This window comes from Photobacterium sanctipauli, from assembly GCF_003026495.1.
GTDB classification, from domain to species: Bacteria; Pseudomonadota; Gammaproteobacteria; order Enterobacterales; family Vibrionaceae; genus Photobacterium; species Photobacterium sanctipauli.
The window spans coordinates 104,058-123,539 of sequence record NZ_PYMA01000016.1; the positions used below are offsets into that span (position 1 = coordinate 104,058).

Sequence of the window (19,482 nt, forward strand, 5' to 3'; positions counted from 1 at the left end):
CTTGAATTTGTTGAGCTTTATTGGTTATTTTAATTCTTAATAAAATTTGTAGTGAAGGATAACCAATGACATTGACGTTTAGACAAGCGCGGCATTCAGACTTGGAAGGTTTGGTGATGATGCTCGCGAATGACCCTTTGGGCAGCAAGCGAGAAGACGTATCTTTACCATTGAATGCTAAGTATGAAGCGGCGTTCAAGGCTATCGATACTGATCCAAATAACCAGTTAATTGTTGCTGAGACTGATGGTAATTTGGTGGGTATGCTTCAGCTAACCTTCATTCCATATTTAACGCACACTGGTAGTTGGCGCTGCCTTGTTGAAGGCGTCAGGGTGCATGAGGACTACCGTGGTCGAGGTTATGGTGAAGCCTTCTTCGAGCATGCTATTGCCACTGCCAAGTCTAAAGGATGCTCGCTCATTCAACTAACGAGTGATAAGGCACGCCCTGATGCACTTAGGTTCTATGAAAAACTAGGGTTTACAGCAAGCCATGAAGGATTCAAATTAGCCTTATAGTCATGTTTGTTGCTGCGATTGATATCATTGCTAGGGAGTGGATTAATGATAAAACGGGTAGGGAATACAGTGATTCAGCCTAAGCACAAAGCCAGCTGTCATTGCGGTGCCATTGAGCTTGAGTTGACATTACCCAATGGCATTGAAAGCCCAAGACGATGCGATTGCTCTATTTGTCGCCGTAAGGGAGCAATAGTTGGATCTGTGACGCTAGATGCTATCCGCATAGTAAAAGGGGAAGAGTTCTTGAAGCTCTACCAATTTAATACCAATACCGCCCAACACTATTTTTGCTCTAATTGTGGTATTTATACCCACCATAAACGCCGTTCAAACCCCAATGAATACGGTTATAACATTGGCTGTTTAGAAGGCGTGAATCCTTTTGAATTGGGTGACGTTGTCACAAATGATGGGGTTAATCACCCGGCTGATAGGTAGTATTAAGTGATTTAGGTTGTGAGGAAGCAACCTTTAACCATGCAGTTATGGAAACAAGCAGCTGCTTGTGACGTATTTTTGGGGTATCCTGAGTACTTTATCGATAGTCAGGGATGGTTATGTCGACGAAAGGGCTTCCGCCACTGAATAGCCTTGTTATGTTTGAAGCTGCAGCGCGATATTGTAGCTTCACTTTGGCTGCTGATGAGCTTTGTGTTACTCAGGCTGCAGTTAGTCGACAAATCCGCTTACTTGAAGAGCATCTAGGTCGTAGTTTATTTATACGAAAGCATCGAACCTTAGAGTTAACTGCAGCAGGTAAAGATTATGCCTCAAGTATTAGTCAATCTTTAGCGGATATCTTAGCTGCCACACAAGCTGCAAGTATTGCCTCTACACCTACGGCACAGAAGCTTACTATAGTGGCGGGTCAATGCTTTACGTCTTTTTGGCTAATGCCACGATTAAACTCTTTTCAAAAGCAGCATCCAGATATTCAAATACATATTACAGTAGATGATCAAGCCAATGAGCGTAGTGAAAGTGACTATGATTTGGCCTTTTTCTATAGTGGTCAGCCGGATGGTGTGGCTGGTTGGCATCGCTTATTTGAAGAAAATGTTTTTCCAGTTTGTAGCCCATCTTATTTGGCTCAGGCTGGGGGAGAAATCTCACTTACTGAGATATGGCAGCATACATTGCTAATGATGGATAGTTGGCCTGAGAACTGGGAAAACTGGGAGAGTTGGGCATTACGTGAAGGGATAGAGTATCAACAGCCGAGCAAAGCCCTTTTTTTGGCTGAGCAAACATTAATCGTTCAGGCCGCCGTTCAAGACTGTGGTATCGCGCTCGTTTGGGATTGGCATGTCCATGACTTAATAAAACAAGGGAAACTGGTTCCGTTGGTTGACCGAGTTCAAAAGCGAGTTGGTAGTTTTTATCTATCTCAATCAAAACTTTCAGATAGACGAATCAATAAGTTATTTTTGGATTGGGTTGAAACTGAAGTAAGTTGTCAAAAGTTTTAATCCATATACCCAAGCTGAATCTTGAAGCAGCTCGGGTAGATGGATTCATATCAAAAGGGCATTGAGTGCCCTTTTGATTGTGCAGGGTAACATTTCTCCTGCTATTGGAACTTACGATCAATCTTTTCTGACCATACTTTTCTATGTACTTCGATATCGTCTTCCCATGCAATTTGCTCTGCTTCTAGGTAAAAGTAGCTTTTGTCAGAATGAAGCTTTTGCGTGCTTTCGACTTTATAGTTCCACTTTTCTCGTGAAACAGTGTGGACCCATTTGGTTTCAACTTGGGCGGAAGTAGGATCATTTGGAAGAATTATGTATTTTTCAGATGCCACTTGATCAACGGTTAGACCATGAGCGCTATACCTTAAGGTCCCAAAGTCATCAAATATCTCAGTGGTTACACTCCCTGTATATGCGTCTTCCACAGTTTGACGAGTACTATTTCCTTCTCTTAATACTTCCATTGCTATAGGTTTTGCACTTTCAGGTAAGCCAAACGGACTGCTTTCTAAAGCGGTACTGTTGTTATGGCAAGGAATATCCAGAAAGGCATCGGCTAATTTTAATGTTAAACACGTAGGCTCTGGAGAGGGCCATATTAGTGGCCAATAACTATCAGAAATAGATAGGCTGATCCTGTGCCCCGCTGGAACAATATAGCCAATATCATCCAGCTTTATGGTTATACGATAAGGCTTTCCAGGTTCTAAGTACTGTGGGTTATCAAACCCTTCTCTCATACATAAGTTTTGAACCGAATAAGTAATACGTGCTGACTCACCATTTGGAAAAACATCATTCAAACGCAGTGCAAGTTTTGCAACAGGTTTATCCGAAATAATATCGAAAGAAAAGGTTGGTGCGCCAAGTATGTGCATATCTTCAGTTAATGGCTGAGAGGTAAACACGGTTGAGAACGCATCATCGCGGCGCTGATCTGTTGGATATTCTGGCCCTAACCATATAACACAATACTCGCCTGAAGCAGCACCAACGGTTTCTGGAGAGTTGATTGTGCTAGTTGAGTCAATAGCTAAATCATTTGAATCCTTTGTGAGTTGGTTAGGTGTTAAGTAGTAACGCAAAGGTGCGATGTTGGAAGACGGCCAAGACTTCTCTTGAACCCAATGTCCTGGACGCTCATTGTAACTGGCGGCTGGAGGCATAGCATCTTGCATATATAGTGTGACAGCTGGCTCGTTCATAATGCCCGTATCTTTCCCCTTTAACCAATAGTCCCACCAGCGTAGAGCTTCTTTTAGAAATCCAATTGCCGGATCAGGAGTAGCAAAGTGGGGGTATTTATGTGCCCAAGGCCCAACTAATGCCTTTTTAGGTGCTTTTAGGTGCTCTATCATACGCATTAACGGAGTGTGGTATGCATCCCACCAGCCACCGACTAAATAGACTGCAGCTTCTATGGCGTTATAATCTTGGTTTATTGAGCCCTGCTTCCAGTATTCATCTTGGAAAGAGTGCTCCATCCACGTTTTTGCATGAAGAGGCATATTTTGTAAGCGGTTTAGCCACATGTCTCGCCAATCATCACCCACTAAAAGCGGATCGGGCGCGTAAGCCGAGTAACTTTGCATGGTACCTGACCAGCCAATATTTTCGTTCAGCAGACACCCATTATGGTAGTGGATATCATCCCTGAATCGATCATCTGTCGAGCAAATTGAAATAATGGCTTTTAGTGCTTTAGGCTTATGCGTTGCAACTTGGAGTGCGTTAAACCCACCCCATGAAATACCCCACATACCCACATTTCCGTCACACCAGGTTTGCTGGGTTAGCCATTGGATGACTTCCAATGCATCAGCTTGTTCTTGCGGATCATATTCTTCTTGTATTGCGCCTTGAGATTCTCCGTATCCACGAATATCAACTCTAACGCAAGCATAGCCGTGGCCTGCTAGATAAGGGTGAGTCAGTTCATCTCTCGCTGCGGTACCGTCTCGCTTTCGGTAAGGGAGGTACTCTAAGATAGCTGGTACTGGCTTGTTTTCTGCATTTACAGGTAACCAGATTCGAGCGGCAAGCTTAGTACCGTCAGATAGGGGAATAAAAATATTTTCAATTTCGCGTACTTCAAAGGGGAAAGCGTCAATTATTTTTGTACGGTCAATAGCAGTAACTAAGGCCATATCTTTGTCCTTATAAAAATAGAAATAAAGGCTAAAGAGCGGTATTACAGGAGGTAATACCGCACGGAAAAGGGTTAAGCTTTATTTGGAAGTTTGGGTATGAAGTGCTGCAGCTTCTTTTTCATAGTCCCGAATGATGCGGTCTTTTAATATTCGAGGATCATTAGCGAGTGAAACAGCAGATGCTGACATAAGTACTAAAACAAGAATGGCAAATACACCGCCTAGATTTGAAACCATTTTGATGCCGTCAATCCCTGCAAAACTGATCATTGCCCATGAAATAAAGGCGACAAATGAGCCCCACATTACGATGAGTGGCTTATTGGCTTTTAAGTTATCGGCAGATAAACCTCGAGTACAGATTTGTGACATTACAAGCGCGTTTGAGTGAGCAGAAGTGACAAATGATAGGAAAGCAACTAATAACATTACTCCTGCCAGCAGTGATGTTGCGGGTAGTTTGTCGAATACGCTGTAAAGCACATTCTCTACCCCTTGATTTTGCAGTACATCATATAAGGCATTGTTTGAGTCCATGTCCCACTTGATTGCAGTACCGCCGAAGATCCACATCCACAACACAGTGAACGATGCAGGTAATAGCATTGTCATAATGATTAGCTGCTTAACGGTATAGCCTCGCGCGATGTAGCCAAGGAACAAGGCTGATAGCGGTGCCCAAGCCATCCAAATTGCCCAGTAGTACAAACTCCACCATTTCGGCCATTGATCGCCTGATGCTGCACCTGTAAAGGTCAGTTTATTAATGAAGTTGGTTAAAAATTGACCGAAGGCTTCAACACCGAATGCAAACTGGAACAGGGTAGGACCAGCGAAAAGCATCAGTGTTGCAATGGCGAATAACCCGATTGAGTTCCACTTAGCCAAGATGGTTATGCCCTTATGAAGTCCGGTAACAGCGGAACCAACAAAGCTTGCGGTAATCACAATGACAGTGATACCCATTGTGAAACCGTTTGTAGGGATGTCAAAGAAGTAATTTAATCCCCCCATTAAAATCAGGATGCTAGTACCCATTGTGGCAGCCATACCGAAAATCAGCGTAAAAAGGCATGCCGAGTCTAGAATTTGAGCGCCTTTATCGCCGATTTTCCGGTGGCCTAAGGCTGGTTCAATGGTTGAGGCAAGCGAATATGGCTTTTTTAGATTGAAAAAGACCAATGCAAAACACACGGAAGGGACTGCATAGATTGCATAGGGTGCATATGTCCAGTGCATTAAGACTGTTGAAAGAGAAAATAAAGCAGCCTGAAAAGACCCTGGCGTTAAACCAAGTGACTCTGGTGGTTGGTGTAAATAATAAAGTGGCTCAGCTGTAGACCAGAATAATACCCCTGCCGACAATGTTGTTGAAAGTGTGATAGTGAACCACTTCCACTTTGTTAGCATAGGTGTTGCGTCTTTACCGCCAATTTTGACATCACCGACCTTGGAGAAGAATAGGTACCCAGCAATGAGGGTAATGATGAAAGTTAGTAAGCTAAATGCCCAAGCAAAGTTCGCCATGATGACGTTATTAATTGCTGTAGCACCAGCGGCAAACGAAGCTTCATCGATGAGGTTAACAACGACGATCCCTGATGCGACAAGAAAAGAAGGCCAGAATACAATCGGCCTAAGGCTATTGTTGAGCATTTTCATTACAACTATTCCCTTTGTTACTGACAATCACAGCTCTATAGAGTGTGTCGTCGATAGATACTCTTCGAATTATGATATTTATAAGTATCAAATCATTAACAAAATCGTAAAGTGATGTTTCGTTATGGCTAACATTACATCTTGTTATACGAGTTCACTGTTGCAGGAAAGGGAATGTGGCGTTCAACTGTATAGCATAGCTTTAGCCCACAATTGTTGTGGGCTAAGCCGTAATTCTGTTATTTCGCACCAACGAGCGGCGGATGTTCTTGCACATCTTGCCGAAACGGGCAATCTCGTCGAAATTAGGGGCGATACCTCGGTCGAGTTGGTGTTGCCAGTAGCTTAATTCGGTATCAACCAGCTCCATTAGCTTCTTGGGGCAGCCAATACAAGTATTGTCCGGGCCGCACTTGAAGGTATCTTCCTGATAAATCGGAAACTCATCTTTTACAGCATCGATGATCTGCTGCATCGCAGTACTTCTGTCAGGTTTTTTACTCACGTGTTTAGCCAAGTTGGAGCAGGGGGCGGTAGTGTATTCTTATTGAGTGAAAAATCAATTCCCAGCTAGGGCTATTAGCTGGCGACATCTGAAAACTTAGTATTTGATACTGCCTATAAAATAATGATATCAATGGGTAAGCACACAGTATTAAGGGATAAGCAATGAAGACGATCGGGATGCTTGGCGGCATGAGCTGGGAATCAACGGCAAGTTACTACAAAGCAATCAATGAAGGTGTAAAAGAGCAGCTTGGCGGTTTACATTCTGCAAAAATTTGCTTGTATAGCGTCGACTTTGATGAAATTGAAAAGCTTCAACATCAGGGGCGCTGGGATGATACGGCAGACATTCTATCTAAGGCTGCCCAATCGATAGAAGCGGGTGGGGCTGACTTTCTGATGATTTGCACTAACACTATGCACAAGGTAGCGCCGCAAATTGAAGCTAAGATCTCGGTGCCTATTCTCCATATTGCTGATGCAACCGCAGAGCAGCTGGTCAGCGACGGCATTAAAAGCGTTGGTTTGCTAGGCACGCGCTTCACGATGGAGCAAGATTTCTATAAACAGCGCTTGATTGATAATTTCGGCATTGATGTTGTTGTACCGGATGATGCTGATAGAACGACAGTACACGATATTATCTATAACGAACTGTGTTTGGGTGTGATTAAGGAGGACTCCAGAGAAGCGTATCAACGAATTGTTCAACATTTATTTGAGCAAGGCGCTGAAGCGGTCATTTTGGGTTGTACCGAAATTGCACTGCTTATCCAACAACAGCATACGTCAGTGCCGTTATACGATACGACCGAAATCCATGCTATAGCGGCTGTTACCCGCGCCATAGGTGATCTTTCCTAAAGAGGCTGCTCATATCAAAATGAAGAAGTTATTATTGTCACTTGCATTATTTTCGGTTAATTCACTTTCGGCTTACGCTAATGAATTGGTGACGATTGATTTATCAAAGGCACCAACCTATCAGGCTATCATTGAGTTAAGTCGCGAGAGCCAAGGGTATGAGCAGCAGAAGACTGTTGTGGTCAATATGAATGAAGCCGCTAGCTTTCGACTCAGTGAGCAAAGCGCTGAGCCAAGTACCACTCATATTGAACCATCGCCTGGCATCCCTGGTAAAGATTATGTGGTAATGCTGAACACATCGATTCACTTTGATAGTGTGCCCCAAGTACACCTAAACCAATCAAGGCTCCAGTTGTCGCAACGACTACCACTGTCAAACAGTGAACGGATAATGATCGGTGGTAATCACAAAGTGGTTAGCACTCACGATGGGGAGGCCAACCTGACTCACGAAGTGGTCACTGAAATTTGGTTTTCTATCAATAAGCTTTGATCAGCTACATCAAGTGGGAGCTTCACCTCGTATAATTTTGGGTATACAATCGTACGCCTTGGCCCACTGAGAAAATAAAAAGGAGGTAAATCATGACAAAGTGTGAAGCAATTGATAAAAATTTCGCACACTTCTTTGGTAATCAAACTTGCTCAAGTTTTACTGGTATCGTGCTGCGATAACCTTTGCTTGAGCGAAGTTTTAATTACACAGAATAGAGTCACTTCTCTCTAGCTTACCTGGTTATTGTCAGCAATGTTTGACGATAGGCGTTGTTACGCCTGTAAATCTTGAGTAAGCCATGAGCACTTTACTATCTGCACAAACTATTTCTTATCAAACAACTTCAGCACCTTTGCTTGAAGGAATTTCATTCACCTTAAAAAAAGGCGATCGCATTGGCCTTGTTGGTCATAACGGTTGTGGTAAAAGTACCCTTCTAAGCCTACTTAACGGTGAAACTCAGCCTCAGTCCGGTGCTATTACCGCTGCAAATCAATGCTTGATGGAGCGAGTAGAGCAGCATTTACCGCCATACCTAGAGCAAGTTTCTATGCTTGAAGCCGTGGTTAAAAAGCTGCCAAAGAGCGAGCAGCAGTCTGAAAGCTGGCGAGCTGAGTTAATCCTGGCAGACATGGGCTTTTCAAAGCATGACTGGCAATTAACCGCTGGAAGCCTCAGTGGTGGTCAGCATACCCGCCTGTTATTGGCAAGGGCACTGATTTCGCAACCTGACTTACTGTTGCTTGATGAACCAAGTAACCACCTAGATTTGCCAACGTTGCTTTGGCTGGAGCAATTTCTGCTGCAATGAAAAGGCAGTTTTGTCTTGGTTTCACATGACAGGCGCTTGCTTGATCGGGTAACCAATTGCACCTGGATATTGCGTGATAAAGCGCTGCGCTATTTTCGTTTACCTTGCAGTGAGGCACTTCAATCTCTCGAAGCGATGGATGAGGCTGATTTCTTGCGAAACCAGTCAGAACAAAAGGAAATTGAACGCATCGAAAAAAGTGCAAAGCGTTTAGCCACTTGGGGGCAAGTTTACGATAACGAAGACTTGTCACGAAAAGCCAAGAATATGGAAAAACGTGTTGAACGATTGAAAGATGCACAAACGGAGTTGACGTCAGGCACACCATGGCAACTTCAGCTAAAAGGTGAAGCTTTACGGGCTGACAGACTGCTAAGCCTTTCAGATATTGCGGTAAAGCCTGTTCCGGCGGCACCGGTGTTGTTCCAAGTGCTAGAAAAGCAAATCAAGAGCGGCGATAGAGTTGCCATTGTTGGCCGTAACGGTTGTGGAAAGTCGTCACTTCTGAAAATGCTTTGGCGGGCTTATGTCAGCGAGTCTGAGGGCGATCAACCAATAAAGTTCCATCCGCGTTGTAGGCTTGGCTTTTATGATCAAAGCCTTAAGCAACTACAAGATGAAGCTAACTTGATTGATGCGCTAAGCGTGTTCACTGATTTATCAGAAGAGCAGAGGAAAATGGCGCTTATTAGTGCTGGCTTTCCGTATGTACGCCATAGCCAACAAGTTCAGTCGCTCAGTGGCGGTGAGCGCTCTCGGTTGTTACTGGTTGGTCTAACACTGGCCAATTATCATTTGCTGCTACTTGATGAGCCAACTAATCACTTGGACTTGGCTGGAAAAGAAGAGCTAGCACAAACGCTTCGTGAGTTTGCTGGGGGCTTTTTGTTGGTTACCCACGATCGTGACTTGATTGAAGCAAGCTGTAACCGCTATTGGCTAGTTCAAGATGATCAACTCGAAGAGTGGCATGATATTGAACAGCTTTATGCCGTCTTAGAAGGCGCTGAGCCTAACCAAATTGACAGTAATGAACTGAATGAAGTGAGTGCCGAGTATGAAGCACTCCAACTTGGCAGTGATGCGTCATCAAATGATAACAACCCTTCTGAGGAAGAGATGCTTATCGACCGGCTTTGTAATTTAGAGGCCTTATTAGAAGCCGATCTTAGTCGTAAATTGAAGCACCAAAAGCCAAAGTTACAACAAGAGTGGCGCAATGAAATCAGCGACATTAATTGCCAGCTCGGTATCGAGTAGGGCGTGAATGAATATGAAAGAGAACAAACAAATGACAAAGGAAAACACGCAAGCGTTAGTTGTTGGCCACAATGAATTGGCATGGGATAAGAAAGTTGCCGATGATGTGGTATGGACCATTCCTGTATCAATAGAGACCATCGATAAAGCAAGAGGTGGCGATATTGAAGTCAGCCTTGGGGCAAATAGCCTTGTGCCAAGAGATTGGTTCCCATCGCAGTTAAAAGGCGTAAAAATATTATGTCTGGCGAGCGGTGGTGGGCAGCAAGGGCCAATTCTGGCAGCAGCTGGCGCTGATGTTACTGTTATGGATATATCCACTTCGCAATTGGAGCAGGATAGAAAGGTTGCTGACTTAGCGCAATTGCAACTTGCGACAGTTCAAGGGGATATGTGCGACCTATCCATGTTTAGTGATGAAACGTTCGATATCGTGTTCTGCCCAGTCTCTATTACCTACATACCTGATTTGCAGCCGATGTATAAGGAAGTTTATCGGGTACTGGTAAAGGGCGGGTCATTCATGTTGGGCGCACCAAACCCTGCGATTTACTTGTTCGATGATGCAAAGTGGGAGCAAGGAATCTTTGAGGTAGCCAATTGTCTGCCGTTCCAATCATTTGATGAACTGGATGATGAGCAGCGGAAGCAGTTTATTGTCGACAAGAGAGCCATTGAACATAGCCATACATTAACATCCATTATTGCGGGCCAGCTAGAAGCCGGCTTTGTATTGGATGGGTTTTATGAAGATAGCCTCGATGAAGAGCTATCTAAGTACTTCAATGATTACTTTTCGACAAAAGCGCTGAAGCGTTGATATGTCTAGTCCTAAAATAGGTTGACGCTTTTTATGTAGCCAGTAGGTATTCCCTACTGGCTTTTTCATGCACTTCACTTGGTGTTCTCATCCCCAAGCTAGTATGCGGTCTCAAGTCGTTATATACCGATATCGACTCTTTCACCAACACCATCAGTTCCTTTAGGGTATTGCACTGGTAGAGTAGGAACTCACTCTTTAGTATTCCATTAACCCGCTCAGCCAACGCATTCTGGTAGCAGTCATAACCATCTGTCATAGAAGGTATCATGCTATTGGCGCTCAACTTTTCCTGGTACTCCGATGAGCAGTACTGTAGCCCTCGATCTGAGTGGTGGATTGTTGCTGCATCTGTTTGGCGGTTCGTTATGGTCATCTCCAGCGCTTTTACCACATCGCTAGCCTTCATTTCATTACTCAGCTCATAGCCTAATATTTTCCGGGAGTAAGCGTCTGTAACGAGTGAGAGATAATGTGTCCCTTCATCTGTTTTGACATAGGTAATATCGCTCACAACCACTTGTTCTACATGATGAACAACTCTATCTTTCAAAAGGTTCGGATGCTTCCTGAGCCAGTGTTTACTGTTCGTGGTCTTGGTGTAGTTCTTCCTTGGCTTGACCAACAGGTTCTCGTTTTTTAAGTACTTAAATAGCCCATCCCGTCCCAGCTTTATTCCGTGTTTCTCTAGCTGGGGCTTAATCAACTGGTATAGCTTTCGAGTACCAACCCGAGGCATAAATTGGCGCCAATACCTTACCATCTCTTTTACAGGCAATAGTTCCTCAGCACGCGCTTCAAGGCGTTGCTTCCATTGATGCACAGCTTGCCGAGATAAGTTGAACTGCCTACATGCAGTTGCAAGCTTTACTTTTCCTTGCTCTTTGGCAAGCCAGAGCGCTCGGCTAAGTACTTTTTTTCCAAGTCTATCCCGTGCTCTTTTTTAAAGATATCCACCATATCGCCGTAAATCATGTTCTTTAATTCGGCGTCGGCAAGGGCCTTTTCTAGGCGCTTAATCTTCTGTGCTGGCGTTTCTTTTGATTTAGACATAGTAAGAAAGTGCTCAATTGGCTTCGACCAATCTAACTTACCATGCTTTCTTAGCCATACAAGAACAGTGCTTCGTCCCTGAATGCCATAGTGAGCTTGGGCTTGTTTGTAGGTCATCTCGCCTTTTTCAACCTGAGCAACAACTGCGAGTTTAAAGCCTAAAGTGTAATCACGCTGGGTTCGTTTGATCTTTGATTCACTTGATGAGTTCATTGATAAGTCTCCAATGTGTCAACTTATCTCAGGACGGGACAATCTAGGAATAAGAGCCAGCCTGTTGTGGGCTGGCTCTTTTTGTATGTGGTGAGCTAAACGTTCTGTAGCCTATGGGCATATTTAACTGTAAGTTCGTTACTCAACAGTCGGGCGGTCACGATAGCTTTTGCCGGAGGTCTGCTATTTGCCATTATTAACTCCCGCTATTTACCGATAGGAGGATAAGTCGCAACGTTTGTGCGAGATGAAATCAAATCGATATACGTCCGCATGTACTTGCTTAATGTCAGCTCAGCTATCATGGTGAAGTTTCTGAGCTCGGCAAAAGCGGCAATGTCATCAATGTTCAGGTTACGGCGACCTAAGACAAATGCTTCGACATCAAGCTCCTGCTCCATCAGTGCTAGCTGCTCTTCTAATTGAGGAAGGTAGTGCTCCGTTTTTTCAAGTGCTTCCTCGATACTCTGGCCTAGCACTTCTTTACGTGATTCAGTGAAGGCATTAAGCGCCGATGCGCCCGAAAGCTCAGGCAGGTTGAGCTTTGGCATGCGCGGATACAATAATTGAGCTGTCACCGGCTTTAGTTGAGCTAAACGTGACTCCAGCTTTTCCGATACCTCGTAGTGGTCGAACATAGGTACGTTCAATTGATCAAGTTTGCGGATAATATCAAGGCTTTCGGCCATCACTGATACGTTTCCACTTTTGGGATCTACCGTTTCTAATACCGGAACCGTAAAGCGCTCAAACTTTCCTTCGAGGGATGCCGGTAACTCTCCTAGCAGCATTGGGCTGATTTCACACTCGATCCCCTTTAACCCAATAACGGCTTTGACCCTGACACAAAATGGGCAGCTGTCGAATACATGTAATTTCATAGTGTTAACCTCCATGGATTATTGCGAATGACATTTTTCGAATATATACAGGTAGATCCTGATAATTTTGCCAACTCTCATACTTAGGCATTTTTAGTGTCTCGCTCATTTCGAGGATTCTTGGCACCAAGCGGGATGGGTCGGCACGTAGTTGAGCTTTAATTTCAGGAAGTACCAAATCGTACAAGTCATCATAGAACTTTTGTGTAGCCACAAGCGGCACAAGATCCAGTCTTTTTGAATGCACGTTAATGGCGTAATTCAGATCCCAATTTGCCAGCTTAGTTAGCAGTGCTCGACTGCCTAGCATATTGGTATCCGTCAAAAAAACGCCCGGATTCAGCCCTTCGTCGACATACATATCAGCACTCACAGCGACCTTTTCTTTGGGTAAATAGATAACAGCAACCGCCAAACCGTCAGCAGCACCGAAATGATGCAGCTCTACTGATGTCGTCCCCATTTCTATCGTTAAAGATTTTTCGAAGGTCTTATGAATAACCTCTGGCAGCATACCCAGAGGATCTAGCTCCTCATACTCCAAAATGTTGCTATGGGCAATAACCTCTGCATCAGGGAAAATTTTTGTTCCGCCAACATGATCAAAATGTTCATGTGTCAAAACGATTTTTTTGACTGGATTATCTGTTATTTTTGCTATCTCACTTTTTAGGACCTTGGCCCGATAGCTGTTCGCGGTATCAGAAATTAATACATCTTCCTCACCAACTACAACTAGGCTGGTGTAATTAAACAGGCTGACCGCATATACGTTCTCTGCCAGTTCCTGAACTAGTGAGTCTTTTGTTTGTGCAAAAGCAGTTGGTGAAAGAGTGGCAATGAAAATTATTGCCATTTTCTTAAAAAACTTCATGAGGTAACCTTGTTTGCAATTTAAAGCACTTAATTACCGTGCCAAATTGAGTAAGACATTCTTTCTACATGCGCCGGAAGATTCTCTTTGTAGCCACGCCAGTGGCTGAACTCTGGTAATCTGACCGCTTCCTTAAGCTCTTCGGTTGTTTTTCCTTCTTGCATGCCTTTCCATACCGCATCAAAAAGGGCTTTGTTGAAGCGGTAGTCTTCTCTAAATGCTTCCGGCGAAGAGGCTGGCATATGGCCACTTAGTACAGTGTCAAATTCAAGTTCGTTCAAGACACGCTCAAAGGTATTGATAATCGCCACGTAGTTGTGTGCGGTAAGACGATAAGGTTCATTAACGTAACCGGGAAGGTGCCAATCCACCCCCATCAGCACCTGATCTGTAGGCATATGGATGATGCTCATGCAATCGCCGTCGTTCGGACCGTAATAGTGCAAATCGACCTGCTTGCCGCCTAACTTGACCGAGTAGTGATCCTTATACGTGATATCAGGCTGAACGACCCGAGCTTCCAGGTCACGGCTCAACAGCTCTGTACACTTTTCCTGAGTAATAAATTCGGCACCTTCATCTTTGAAGATCTGTCCCCCTCGCGAATGGTCAAAATGGTCGTGGGAATAAATCACTTTTTTTACGGGTTGATCGGTTAGTTTGCTGATTTCCTTACGCATCATTTTTGAGCGAGCTTCGCCTGACGGATCCGTTACGATGACACCCTCGTCCGTGATAACGACTAGGCTGTTATAGAAAAACTGTGAATATTGATAAACGCCGTCTTTCAGCTCTGTCATTGCTGGCTTGGAAGGATCGAAGCCCTGCGCAGCATTGACGCTGGCAACCATGCCAAGCGCAAGGGATAAAGTGGCTAGTTTTGAAGTGGCTAGCTTTGAAGTAATAGTCATAATGCTTCCCTGTTTCACCGTAGTTGGTAAAACAGAAGATAATTAATATAATCAGTGTGCACAATTAAGCAAAATGTCACTTCATAATATATAAAAAGTATCTAATGGATAAGTACAAGAATATGCAGCTGTTTTGCACCGTTGTTGAAAAAGGCAGTTTTGCCAAAGCCGCTAAAACAATTGGTGTGACCCCCGCGATTGTCGGGCGGAGGATCGCAGACTTAGAAAATGAGCTGGGATTGGTCTTGCTGAACCGCACCACCAGAAGCATGCAGCTTACACCTGGAGGAAAAGATTACTATCAGGGGGTAAAGCGGATTGTTGAAGACATTGACCGGCTTGAGGATTCGCTAAGCTCTGATCATCAAAATAATCCCTCTGGCCTCATTCGATTATCGGCACCCGATGGACTAGGGCCCTTTTTAATCCAAGCGATTAGCATATTCAGGGCAAATTATTCTAACATTCGTTTCGATTTAATTTTAAGTAATGCCCAAACGAATCTGATCAAAGAGGAGGTAGACCTTACCTTCCGCCTGTCCTTTGACCTTCAAGACTCCTCTTATATTGCAACAAAGCTGGGTTCAACCACTTTTAGCCTGTATGCATCACCAAAATATTTGGCAATAAAAGGTATACCCACTCATTTTAGCGAACTAGAACACCATGATTGTATTCATATGGGGAGTAATCGGTATGGTGATGTGTGGAATCTACAGGTAGACGGAAAAAATGTTACTTATCGGCAACAATGGGCGATGGTGGTATCCAGTACAGGGGCATTGATTCAGGCATTGCAAAATGGGATGGGGATTGGTGCTGTTCCAACCATATTCGCACGCGAGCAAGTCAGTCAAAGTCAACTGATAGAGTTGTCTGGGTTAGCAAGCTTTCCTGAAGTTGGGATATACGGCATGTACCCGACACGCAAGCATATGCCCTACCGTATGACACTGTTCTTAAATTTTCTAAAAGAGTGGTTCAAAACCAACATAGTTTAAATTTACTTTTCCGGATCCGATTTAACCATTACTCGCACTTAGACAGTTAAGCACCTCTGGCTCGGTTAGGGTTGTTGCGTAACGAACTAAATTCAAAGCTTACAAACACCATAGCTGGTCGAGACTAGAATATGTAACGCAAATTCGCTGGCGCGATCTGCCATTGAACAATTACGTTAATTAATTTTGGGGCAAAAATGAGTCAGCCAACAAGTTAGCATATGACGAATAAGCAACCTGCCAGCTCCTAACGACAAAAACCAACAGGTTGCATTCAAATGGCTTTAACTAGCAGCAGCTAGCAAATCGCTAGGCCACTTGCTTCTTTTTCTTCGAGGCTTTCTGGCTCTCAAGGCTGTCTTGGAAGGCGCGGAGTAAGTCGATGGCGGACAGCATGCCGACCAGCTCCCCAGCCTTGTTGAGTACCGGGGCGGCACCGATGTGATGGTCTAAGATGGTGCCAATGGCTTTGGTGAGGGTGTCGTAGGTGCGAACATGGATGACATCTGTACACATAACATCACCGATGTGCAGATCATCGGTTAAATCGTAGTCGTGGCCGATTTCCGGTGACTCGTCGACCCATTGCGGGCGGCGCAGCTCTCGGTCGCTGACAATGCCGACGAGTTTGCCCTGGTCGTTTACCACGGGCAGGTGGCGAATCGACTCATCGCGCATCAAGAAGAAGGCTTCACGAAGTCCTGCATCCGGTTGGATCGTAATAATCTTTTGCGTCATGTATTCAGATACTTTTGTTGGCATTGCATCTTCCCTTGTCAAAGTAAACGGATGTTGCTCGATTTACCCTAGCTAAATCTCCGGCCGTGAACTGCGAGCAAACCCTAATTTTTACTTTTGCACGTTAACTAAAATGCCGCCTCATGTTGGTTTATCGTATCGGTAAATACGACTTTTCTGTTAATGTGTGGCAACTAAGTCAGATTGTGATGGTCGGACGTATAAATAGCATGAACCGTTCGGTCTTTATCAAGGAGTAGTCGTGGATTCAGTTACACAAATGGTACTGGGGGCAGCCGTTGCCGGTTTTGTCGCCGGCAGGAAATGTTCTCCGAAAATCTTATTGGCAGGTGCGGCGCTGGGAACCTTACCGGACTTGGATGTCATGCTCAGCTATGGCGATCCTGTGTCTGATATGGTGAAGCACCGTGGCTTTAGCCATTCTCTGTTTGTCCTGCTGCCCTTTTCATTGTTGTTAAGCTGGCTGTGGCAGAAGTGGCGGCCAACCCGCTTTAGCTTTGCCCATTTGTGGTTGCTGGTGGCGGCTTGTTTGCTGACCCACCCAATCCTTGATGCCTTCACAGCCTACGGTACGCAGCTGTTCTGGCCGATCACCACGCCGATAGCTATCTCTAGCGTGTTCATTATCGACCCGTTTTATACCGTGCCGCTATTGCTGATGCTGATCGCCAGCTTGTTGTGGCGTGATCGTATGGCTAAGCTTTGCGGCGCCGGGCTGGCGGTGTCTTCGCTGTATTTGGTTTGGTCGTTGGTTGCGGTGAATGTGATAGAGCAGCGGGTCGAACAACAGCTTGAAGGCACGCCAATGGCGGGGCAGCCGGTGTTTATTACCCCAACGCCGTTCAATACCGTGCTTTGGCGTATTGTGGTGAAGGGTGAAGATCACTATTTAGAGGGGCTGTCATCCTTGGTTGATAGCGATACCCATATCGAGTTTATCGAAAAGCCGTTAGGTGCATGGCCTGAGGGTATCGATTCTGACTATCAGCAGATGTTGGCCCATTTCACCTCGGGTTTTATGAAGTACGAGCAGCGCCAAGATGAGCTGGTTGTCACTGACTTGCGTCTCGGTATGGCCGACTACATGCCATTCCAATTTGCATTGGCGAGCCAAGATCAGAGCGGCAATTGGTCGGTGATCCCGCCGGTTCGGCTTGAAAGCCAGTCGGTGAGGCTGAAGCATATCCCTACCTTGTGGCTGCGGGTGTTGGGAAATCAGGATATTGACGCCAACCTGTGCCATATCTCCGAGTGCCCGAGTATCGGTGAAACCGCTCGTCGGTAGGTATGAACAATTGCATCTCAATCTATGCGCTCCTTCAGCTGTGTAGCGGAAGGGGCGAATAATGTTGCACAAATATCTCGTTGCGGTAATTCAATTGGGCGCTTTGTGTAGCACGCTTATCTTTATCGAATACCATTTTTATGCCTCTACTCACATATCAACTGGTTGCTGTGAATTAACAAAATTTAATTGATACGCATCAATTGCTAAGCAAGATTGTGCTGGCAGTCTACTCCCAAAGTATTGTTGCTTTACCTTTCTAACACCTTGTTGGAAGGGAATATTTTGTCGATATAGGGAGATGACGAGTATGTTGTATTTGGAATTTTTATTCCTTCTTCTCGTGTTGTACGCGGGTAGCCGGTTCGGTGGTATTGGCCTTGGGGTTGTATCTGGCTTAGGTCTGCTGGTTGAAGTGTTCATTTTCAGAATGCCGCCGACATCGCCGCCGATCACGGTAATGTTAATTATTATTGCGGTTGTTACCTGTGCTTCGATTTTGGAAGCGGCAGGTGGTTTGAAATACATGCTGCAAGTGGCAGAGCGTATTTTGCGTAGCAACCCAAAACGTGTGACGTTTCTTGGCCCGTTAGTGACCTACGTGATGACGTTCATGCTAGGTACAGGCCATGCGGTTTATTCCATTATGCCAATCATTGGCGACGTGGCGCTTAAGAACGGTATCCGTCCTGAGCGTCCTATGGCAGCCTCATCGGTGTCTTCCCAGCTAGCGATCACCGCCAGCCCGATCTCAGCTGCAGTTGTTTACTACCTCGCCCAGTTAACCGGTATCCAAACCGATATCACCCTGTTGACCATTTTGATGGTTACCGTGCCTTCTACCTTGTTGGGTACCTTCCTGCTGTCGCTTTATAGCCTACGCCGTGGTGCCGATCTGAAAGAAGACCTGGAATACCAGCGTCGTTTGCGCGACCCGCTATGGAAAGACAAGATCCTTCATACCACGGCAACGTCGCTGGACGAGAAGCTGCCAGCATCGGTCAAGCATGCGGTAATGCTGTTTATCCTAGCGCTTGCCTCGATTGTGCTTGTTGCGATGTGGCCTGATATTCGCACCATTGGTGAAGGTAAGCCTATCCCTATGTCGGTGATCATCCAGATGATGATGTTGGCCTTCGGTGGTTTGATTTTGCTGGTGACTCGCACCAATGTGCAGAAAGTGCCTGAAGGGGTGGTGTTTAAATCGGGCATGGTCGCCGCGATTGCCATCTTCGGTATTGCTTGGATGAGTGACACCTACTTTCAGTATGCAATGCCATCGTTCAAAACGGGCATTACCGAAATGGTGCAAGATTACCCGTGGACATTCGCATTGGCGCTGTTCATCGTATCGGTTGTGGTGAACAGCCAGGCGGCAACGGCACGTATGATGCTGCCTGTTGGCCTTGCGATGGGGCTTAACCCGGCATTGTTGATTGGCTTGATGCCTGCGACCTACGGCTACTTCTTTATTCCGAATTACCCGTCTGATATCGCCACCTGTAACTTCGATGTCACGGGTACGACGAAGATTGGTAAGTGGTACTTTAACCATAGTTTCATGGCGCCGGGCCTGATTGGTGTGGTTTCGGCGTGTACCTTTGGTTATACCATCGCCCAAGTCATTGTTTAAATTAGCATAAAAAGAATGCCAGCTAGTGTGAGAACTCGCTGGCATTTTTTGTGTCCAAATTTTGTAAATTTAAGTATAAAATGAGACCAAGCTGATGATTTTTATTCCGAATTGGAATTTGTTTGCCTAATAAAAAAGCATTAAAATTCAAAGGTGTTATATTTATTTTAATAAGAATGATGTGTGGGCCCATTGAGGTGGTAAATGAAGAAGGTCGATTTTGATGCGTTAAGGGCACGGATGCACGGAAAAGCGTTAAAGAAAGCAATGGACTTCTATAAGAAAAAGCTTAGAAAAGAAGAA

The 19,482-nt window shown here is 45.0% G+C and carries 17 protein-coding genes and 1 pseudogene; 10 read left to right on the forward strand and 8 right to left on the reverse strand.

Annotated elements, in window-relative coordinates; translation table 11 throughout:
• Nucleotides 1–65 precede the first annotated feature (65 nt).
• The 3 genes from C9I98_RS20540 (at nucleotide 66) to C9I98_RS20550 (ending at nucleotide 1,993) form a co-directional block, all read left to right on the forward strand.
• Nucleotides 66–521, forward strand: coding sequence for a GNAT family N-acetyltransferase (locus tag C9I98_RS20540; RefSeq protein WP_036826795.1), 456 nt, complete (start codon nucleotides 66–68; stop codon nucleotides 519–521).
• Between the two features lie 48 nt (nucleotides 522–569).
• Nucleotides 570–962: a GFA family protein gene (locus C9I98_RS20545; protein ID WP_173424698.1), complete on the forward strand. Its 393-nt coding sequence runs from the start codon at nucleotides 570–572 to the stop codon at nucleotides 960–962.
• Nucleotides 963–1,081: 119 nt separating this feature from the next.
• Nucleotides 1,082–1,993, forward strand: coding sequence for a LysR substrate-binding domain-containing protein (locus tag C9I98_RS20550; protein ID WP_158262705.1), 912 nt, complete (start codon nucleotides 1,082–1,084; stop codon nucleotides 1,991–1,993).
• A 101-nt stretch (nucleotides 1,994–2,094) separates the two neighbouring features.
• Here the strand turns inward: C9I98_RS20550 and C9I98_RS20555 are convergent, their stop codons facing one another.
• From C9I98_RS20555 to C9I98_RS20565, 3 genes are all read right to left on the reverse strand, one after another.
• The gene (locus tag C9I98_RS20555) at nucleotides 2,095–4,143 is read right to left on the reverse strand and encodes a CocE/NonD family hydrolase (protein ID WP_051901822.1); all 2,049 of its coding nucleotides are present in this window, start codon (nucleotides 4,141–4,143) and stop codon (nucleotides 2,095–2,097) included.
• An 81-nt stretch (nucleotides 4,144–4,224) separates the two neighbouring features.
• Nucleotides 4,225–5,808: a BCCT family transporter gene (locus C9I98_RS20560; protein WP_051901824.1), complete on the reverse strand. Its 1,584-nt coding sequence runs from the start codon at nucleotides 5,806–5,808 to the stop codon at nucleotides 4,225–4,227.
• A gap of 223 nt (nucleotides 5,809–6,031) precedes the next feature.
• Nucleotides 6,032–6,313, reverse strand: a complete 282-nt coding sequence (locus C9I98_RS20565) for a hypothetical protein (protein WP_081878819.1) — start codon at nucleotides 6,311–6,313, stop codon at nucleotides 6,032–6,034.
• A gap of 164 nt (nucleotides 6,314–6,477) precedes the next feature.
• Between C9I98_RS20565 and C9I98_RS20570 the strand changes: the two genes are divergently transcribed.
• The 4 genes and pseudogenes from C9I98_RS20570 to C9I98_RS20585 all read left to right on the forward strand — a co-directional run bounded on the left by C9I98_RS20570 (nucleotide 6,478) and on the right by C9I98_RS20585 (nucleotide 10,569).
• A complete protein-coding gene (locus C9I98_RS20570) occupies nucleotides 6,478–7,179 on the forward strand; it encodes an aspartate/glutamate racemase family protein (protein WP_036816710.1) in 702 nt (233 codons plus the stop codon).
• Between the two features lie 19 nt (nucleotides 7,180–7,198).
• A complete protein-coding gene (locus C9I98_RS20575; protein ID WP_036816713.1) occupies nucleotides 7,199–7,675 on the forward strand; it encodes a hypothetical protein in 477 nt (158 codons plus the stop codon).
• 301 nt (nucleotides 7,676–7,976) lie between these two features.
• A pseudogene (locus tag C9I98_RS20580) lies at nucleotides 7,977–9,749 on the forward strand (ABC-F family ATP-binding cassette domain-containing protein).
• Nucleotides 9,750–9,780: 31 nt separating this feature from the next.
• Nucleotides 9,781–10,569, forward strand: a complete 789-nt coding sequence (locus C9I98_RS20585; RefSeq protein WP_051901825.1) for a class I SAM-dependent methyltransferase — start codon at nucleotides 9,781–9,783, stop codon at nucleotides 10,567–10,569.
• A 31-nt stretch (nucleotides 10,570–10,600) separates the two neighbouring features.
• On the opposite strand, the gene C9I98_RS20590 is transcribed toward C9I98_RS20585, so the two are convergent.
• The 4 genes from C9I98_RS20590 to C9I98_RS20605 all read right to left on the reverse strand — a co-directional run bounded on the left by C9I98_RS20590 (nucleotide 10,601) and on the right by C9I98_RS20605 (nucleotide 14,441).
• Nucleotides 10,601–11,835, reverse strand: a protein-coding gene (locus tag C9I98_RS20590; RefSeq protein WP_107272430.1) for an IS3 family transposase whose coding sequence is annotated in 2 segments (ribosomal slippage) — nucleotides 10,601–11,490 and nucleotides 11,490–11,835 — 1,236 coding nt in all. Because the reading frame shifts where the segments join, the coding sequence is not laid out codon by codon here.
• Between the two features lie 206 nt (nucleotides 11,836–12,041).
• Nucleotides 12,042–12,716, reverse strand: a complete 675-nt coding sequence (locus tag C9I98_RS20595) for a glutathione S-transferase N-terminal domain-containing protein (RefSeq protein WP_036826650.1) — start codon at nucleotides 12,714–12,716, stop codon at nucleotides 12,042–12,044.
• A gap of 4 nt (nucleotides 12,717–12,720) precedes the next feature.
• On the reverse strand, nucleotides 12,721–13,590 hold the full coding sequence (locus C9I98_RS20600) for an MBL fold metallo-hydrolase (protein WP_051902440.1): 870 nt from the start codon (nucleotides 13,588–13,590) through the stop codon (nucleotides 12,721–12,723).
• Nucleotides 13,591–13,619: 29 nt separating this feature from the next.
• On the reverse strand, nucleotides 13,620–14,441 hold the full coding sequence (locus C9I98_RS20605; protein WP_051902442.1) for an MBL fold metallo-hydrolase: 822 nt from the start codon (nucleotides 14,439–14,441) through the stop codon (nucleotides 13,620–13,622).
• 164 nt (nucleotides 14,442–14,605) lie between these two features.
• Between C9I98_RS20605 and C9I98_RS20610 the strand changes: the two genes are divergently transcribed.
• Nucleotides 14,606–15,502, forward strand: a complete 897-nt coding sequence (locus tag C9I98_RS20610; RefSeq protein WP_107272431.1) for a LysR family transcriptional regulator — start codon at nucleotides 14,606–14,608, stop codon at nucleotides 15,500–15,502.
• A 309-nt stretch (nucleotides 15,503–15,811) separates the two neighbouring features.
• Here the strand turns inward: C9I98_RS20610 and C9I98_RS20615 are convergent, their stop codons facing one another.
• Nucleotides 15,812–16,264, reverse strand: coding sequence for a CBS domain-containing protein (locus tag C9I98_RS20615; protein WP_036827072.1), 453 nt, complete (start codon nucleotides 16,262–16,264; stop codon nucleotides 15,812–15,814).
• Nucleotides 16,265–16,502: 238 nt separating this feature from the next.
• On the opposite strand from C9I98_RS20615, the gene C9I98_RS20620 reads away from it, so the two are divergent.
• Together C9I98_RS20620 and C9I98_RS20625 are read left to right on the forward strand one after the other, a co-directional pair.
• On the forward strand, nucleotides 16,503–17,546 hold the full coding sequence (locus C9I98_RS20620; protein WP_107272432.1) for a metal-dependent hydrolase: 1,044 nt from the start codon (nucleotides 16,503–16,505) through the stop codon (nucleotides 17,544–17,546).
• A 310-nt stretch (nucleotides 17,547–17,856) separates the two neighbouring features.
• Nucleotides 17,857–19,179: an anaerobic C4-dicarboxylate transporter gene (locus C9I98_RS20625; protein WP_107272433.1), complete on the forward strand. Its 1,323-nt coding sequence runs from the start codon at nucleotides 17,857–17,859 to the stop codon at nucleotides 19,177–19,179.
• The last annotated feature ends 303 nt before the right edge of the window (nucleotides 19,180–19,482 follow it).